This is a genomic window from Aquipuribacter hungaricus (genome assembly GCF_037860755.1).
Lineage (GTDB): Bacteria > Actinomycetota > Actinomycetes > Actinomycetales > JBBAYJ01 > Aquipuribacter > Aquipuribacter hungaricus.
Window position 1 is genome coordinate 1 of record NZ_JBBEOI010000256.1, and the last position, 4,813, is coordinate 4,813.

Sequence of the window (4,813 nt, forward strand, 5' to 3'; positions counted from 1 at the left end):
GCGCGCGCCCCGCCGGCGACCGCACCGGTGCCACCGGCCGTGCCGTCCAGGTCGTGCCCGGCGGGGGCCGGGGCGACCCGTGCCAGCAGGGCCCGCAGCAGCAGGACGCCGACGACCCCGGCGACCACGGCGGGCAGCACCCCGAGGACGCCGAGGTCCGGCCGGGTGAGGGCGGCGGCGCCGCAGGCCACGGCGAGCAGCGCGGTGACGGGGGTGCCCCAGCCGGGCCGGCGGCTCTCGAGCACCCCGGCCGCCGCCGCCACGGCCGCCGCCACCAGGGCGACCACGGTGAGCAGGAACAGCTTGTCGGCGGTGCCGAAGACGGCGATGGCCGCGTCCTTGGCCCAGGCCGGCGTGAGGTCGACGACGAGGTCGGACACCGCGAGCACCGGCGTGGAGCCCGGCCCGGTGACCACCCCGACGACCTCGGCGGCCGCGATCCCCGCCCCGGCGGCGACGACGCCCGCGGCGGCCGCCCAGCCGGTCGACCGGCGCACCGGGGCCGGAGGGGCTGCGGGGCGGTCGGTCGTCGTGGCGGTCACCGGCCCAGCATGCGCTCCCGCCGGAGGGTCCGGCGACCGGGTCGGCCGGACGGGTGGCGGTACGTCGTGACGGACCCGGCGGGTGGGGCGCTCAGCCGGCGAGCAGCCGGGCCAGCCTCGGGGCCAGCGCCGCCATGGCCTGCCCGCGGTGGCTGATCGCGTCCTTCTCCGGCGGGGCCAGCTCGGCGCACGTGCGCGTCCCGCCGTCCGGCACGAGCGCCGGGTCGTAGCCGAACCCGCCGGCGCCGCGGGGCTCGCGCACCAGCGTGCCCGCCAGCCGGCCGGTCGCGACCTCCTCCGCGGCCCCGCCGCCCGGTCCGGACGTGCCGGGGACCACCACGGCGGCCGCGCACTCGAACCACGCGCCGCGGTGGCCGTCGGGCACGTCGACGAGCTGGTCGAGCAGCAGCCGGAGGTTGGCGGCGTCGTCGCCGTGGCGGCCCGCCCACCGGGCGGAGAAGATCCCCGGCGACCCGCCCATGACCGCGACGCAGAGCCCCGAGTCGTCGGCCACGGCCGGCAGGCCCGTCGCCGCCGCGACCGCCCGGGCCTTGAGCAGCGCGTTCTCCGCGAAGGTCACCCCGGACTCGACGACCTCGCCCGGGTCGGGCAGGCCGAGCGCGGGCAGGTCGGACACGGCCACGACGTCGCCGTCCGCGAGCCCGGGGACGTGCGGGCGCAGCAGGCGGACGAGCTCGGTCACCTTGTGCGCGTTGCGCGTGGCGAGCACCAGCCGCGGCCCCGCGTCGCCCACGTCGCCGGCGTCGCTCACGGCGCCGGCGTCGCGAGGACCCGCTGCTGCTGCTCGGTGAGCAGCGCGCAGCCCAGCAGCGCCAGGTCCAGCAGCCCGTCGAGCTCCTCGCGGTCGAACGGGGCGCCCTCGGCTGTGCCCTGGACCTCGACGAAGCGGCCGTCGCCGGTGCAGACGACGTTCATGTCCGTGCCGGCGGAGACGTCCTCGGGGTAGTCCAGGTCGAGCACGGCCCGGCCGCCGACGACGCCGACGCTGATCGCGGAGACCGAGCCGGTCAGGGCCTTGGCGCCCTTCTTCACGTGGCCCTGCGCCTGCGCCCAGGTGATGGCGTCGGCGAGCGCGACGTAGGCGCCGGTGATGGCGGCGGTCCGGGTGCCGCCGTCGGCCTGCAGCACGTCGCAGTCCAGGTGGACGGTGTTCTCCCCCAGGGCCGAGGTGTCGACGACGGCGCGCAGCGCCCGCCCGACCAGCCGGGAGATCTCGTGCGTGCGGCCGCCGACCTTGCCCTTGACCGACTCCCGGTCGCTGCGGGTGTTGGTCGAGCGCGGCAGCATCGCGTACTCCGCGGTCACCCAGCCCTTGCCGGAGCCCTTGCGCCAGCGCGGCACGCCCGGGGTGAAGCTCGCGGTGCACATCACGCGGGTGCGGCCGAACTCGACGAGCACGCTGCCCTCGGGGTGGTCGGTCCAGCCGCGGGTGAGGCGGACCTCGCGCAGCTGGTCGGGCAGTCGGCCGTCGTGGCGGGGGCTGGTCACCCGGCCATCAAAGCCCCGCGCACCGGCGCCGACCAACTCAGGGCCTCAGCCGCCGTGGACGACCTCGTGCACGGCGCCGGGCTCGGCGGTCACGGTCCGGCCTAGGAACACCTCGGCCGCCTCCTGCGCGGCGACGCCGGGCGGGTTCCACGCCGGGACGTGGGTGAGCACGAGGAGGTCGGCGCCGGCGGCCGCCGCGACCTCGCCCGCGCGCCGGCCCGTGAGGTGGATCCCGCGGGCCTCGTCACGGCCCTCGACGAACGCGGCCTCGCACAGCAGCAGGTCCGCGCCGGCGGCGGCCTCGTCCAGGCCCTCGCAGGTGTCGGTGTCGCCGGAGTAGACGAGCGCGTGGTCCTGCCCGGCGGGGTCGGTCCACACCACGCGCAGCGCGTACGCCTCGACCGGGTGCCGGACCGGGAACGGGGTGACTCGCAGGGAGCCGACCTGAACGCCCGTGCGCGGGGACCACTCCTGGACGTCGAGCTCGGCCGACATGTCCGCCGGGGCGACGAGGTCGTAGCCGCGGGCCAGCCGGGCCGCGGTCCCCGCCGGGCCGTGGACGGGCACCCGGCGACCGGTGCTGCCGCCGGGGTGGTGGCGCTGCAGGACGTACAGCCCCATGAGGTCCAGGCAGTGGTCGGCGTGCAGGTGCGACAGCAGGACCGCGTCGAGGTCGCGCGGGTCCAGGTGGTGCTGGAGCGGGCCGAGCGCGCCGCTGCCCAGGTCCAGGACGACGCGCGTGGTGCCGCCGTGCCCGTCCGGGGCCTCGACGAGGTAGCACGAGGCCGCCGACCCCGGCCCGGGGTAGGAGCCGGCGCAGCCGACGACGGTCAGCCGCAGCCCGGTCGGCGCGCTCACGCCGGGGCCCCGGTCAGCTCGACCGCCCCGACCACCGGGCCCAGGAACCGCCCGGCCAGGGCCAGGAACGAGGCCGTGTCCCCGGTGGCGAGGAACCGGTGCTGCGGCGGCGGCGCGTCGTCGGGCCGGTGCAGGTCGTGCGCGGCGAGGACCCGGTAGACGTCCTTGGCGGTCTCCTCGGCGCTGGAGACGAGGCTGACCTGCTCCCCCATCACCTGGTCGATGACGCCGGTGAGCAGCGGGTAGTGGGTGCAGCCGAGCACGAGCGTGTCCACGCCCGCCGCGCGCACGGGCGCCAGGTACTCCTCCGCGACGGCCATGAGCTGCGGGCCGGCCGTGACGCCCTGCTCGACGAACTCCACGAAGCGGGGGCAGGCGCGGGTGGTCAGCTCCAGGTGGACGGCGGCGGCGAACGCGTCCTCGTAGGCGCGGGAGCTGATGGTCGCCCGGGTCCCGATGACGCCGACCTTCCCGTTGCGGGTGGCGGCGACCGCGCGGCGTACCGCGGGCGCGATGACCTCGACGACCGGGACGTCGTAGCGCTCGCGCGCGTCGCGCAGCATGGCCGCGCTCGCGGAGTTGCAGCCGATCACGAGCATCTTCACGCCGGAGTCGACGAGCCGGTCGAGGCACTCCAGCGCGTACCGGCGGACCTCGGCGATCGGCCGCGGGCCGTACGGCGTGCGCGCGGTGTCGCCGAGGTAGCGGATCGGCTCGTGCGGAAGCTGGTCCAGCACCGCCCGGGCGACGGTCAGCCCGCCCACCCCGGAGTCGAAGATCCCGATCGGGGCGTCGAGCTCGTCCAGCACGGGCACGAGGGTACGCGCGGGTCAGGCCCAGAGCTGGGAGTCCAGCGCCTCCTCGGCGTCGTCGAGGTCGCCGTCGAAGGCCCCGGTCGACAGGTACTTCCAGCCGCCGTCGCAGACGAGGAACGCGATGTGGGCCTCGCCGCCGTCGCGCGCCACCTGCCGGGCGACGCCCAGCGCCGCGTGCAGCACCGCCCCGGTGGACACGCCGGCCCAGATGCCCTCGGCGTCGAGCAGCTCACGGGTGCGCCGGACGGCGTCGCGCGGGCCGACGGAGAAGCGCCGGTCGAGCACGGTCTCGTCGTACAGCTCCGGGACGAAGCCCTCGTCCATGTTGCGCAGGCCGTACACGAGCTCGCCGTAGCGGGGCTCCGCGGCGACGACCTGCACGCCGGGGACCTGCTCCTTGAGGAACCGGCCGGCGCCCATGAGGGTCCCCGTGGTGCCCAGGCCGGCGACGAGGTGGGTGATCTCGGGCAGGTCGGCGAGCAGCTCCGGCCCCGTCGACTCGTAGTGCGCCTGGGCGTTGGCCTGGTCGGAGTACTGGTCGAGCATCACCCAGTCCGGGTGCTCGGCCGCGAGCGCGCGGGCCGTGCGGACGGCCTCGTTGGAGCCGCCGGCGGCCGCGGAGAAGCGGACGTCGGCGCCGTAGAGCCGCAGCAGGGCGACCCGCTCCGCCGACACGTTCTCCGGCATGACGACGACGAGGTGGTAGCCGGAACGCCGCGAGGCCATCGCCAGCGAGATGCCGGTGTTGCCGCTGGTCGCCTCCAGCAGCGTCGCGCCCGGCACCAGCCGGCCGTCGGCCTCGGCCGCGCGCAGCATCCACGCCACCGGGCGGTCCTTGACCGAGCCGGTGGGGTTGCGGTCCTCGAGCTTGGCCCACAGCGTCACCCGCTCCCCGGGCAGCAGCCGGGACAGCCGCACCAGCGGGGTGCCGCCGACGGTGTCCAGGAGCGAGTCCGCGCGCACCTCTCAGCGGCCGTCCGCGCCGCCGGCGTCCGCGCCGCCGGCGTCCGCGCCGCCGGCAACCGCCCCGCCGGCCACCGCGGGCAGGATCGTCACGTCGTCCCCGGGGGCCAGCGGCGTCGTGCGCCC

At 77.2% G+C, this 4,813-nt stretch carries 5 protein-coding genes and 1 pseudogene; all 6 read right to left on the reverse strand.

The genetic code is table 11. The annotated features are described in order from the left end of the window. Positions 1-542 (reverse strand): annotated as a pseudogene (locus WCS02_RS17490) (molybdopterin-dependent oxidoreductase); the annotation flags it as partial. Positions 543-633: 91 nt separating this feature from the next. Next, positions 634-1,314, reverse strand: a complete 681-nt coding sequence (locus WCS02_RS17495; protein WP_340295535.1) for a non-canonical purine NTP pyrophosphatase — start codon at positions 1,312-1,314, stop codon at positions 634-636. Then, a complete protein-coding gene (gene rph / locus WCS02_RS17500) occupies positions 1,311-2,051 on the reverse strand; it encodes a ribonuclease PH (protein ID WP_340295536.1) in 741 nt (246 codons plus the stop codon). The genes WCS02_RS17495 and rph overlap by 4 nt, the downstream gene beginning before the upstream one ends. A gap of 45 nt (positions 2,052-2,096) precedes the next feature. Beyond that, the gene (locus WCS02_RS17505) at positions 2,097-2,891 is read right to left on the reverse strand and encodes an MBL fold metallo-hydrolase (RefSeq protein WP_376984381.1); all 795 of its coding nucleotides are present in this window, start codon (positions 2,889-2,891) and stop codon (positions 2,097-2,099) included. A 14-nt stretch (positions 2,892-2,905) separates the two neighbouring features. After that, positions 2,906-3,718: a glutamate racemase gene (murI, locus tag WCS02_RS17510; protein WP_340295540.1), complete on the reverse strand. Its 813-nt coding sequence runs from the start codon at positions 3,716-3,718 to the stop codon at positions 2,906-2,908. A gap of 21 nt (positions 3,719-3,739) precedes the next feature. Further along, entirely contained in the window at positions 3,740-4,687 is a 948-nt protein-coding gene (locus WCS02_RS17515) for a PLP-dependent cysteine synthase family protein (RefSeq protein ID WP_340295541.1), read from the reverse strand. Positions 4,688-4,813 lie beyond the last annotated feature (126 nt).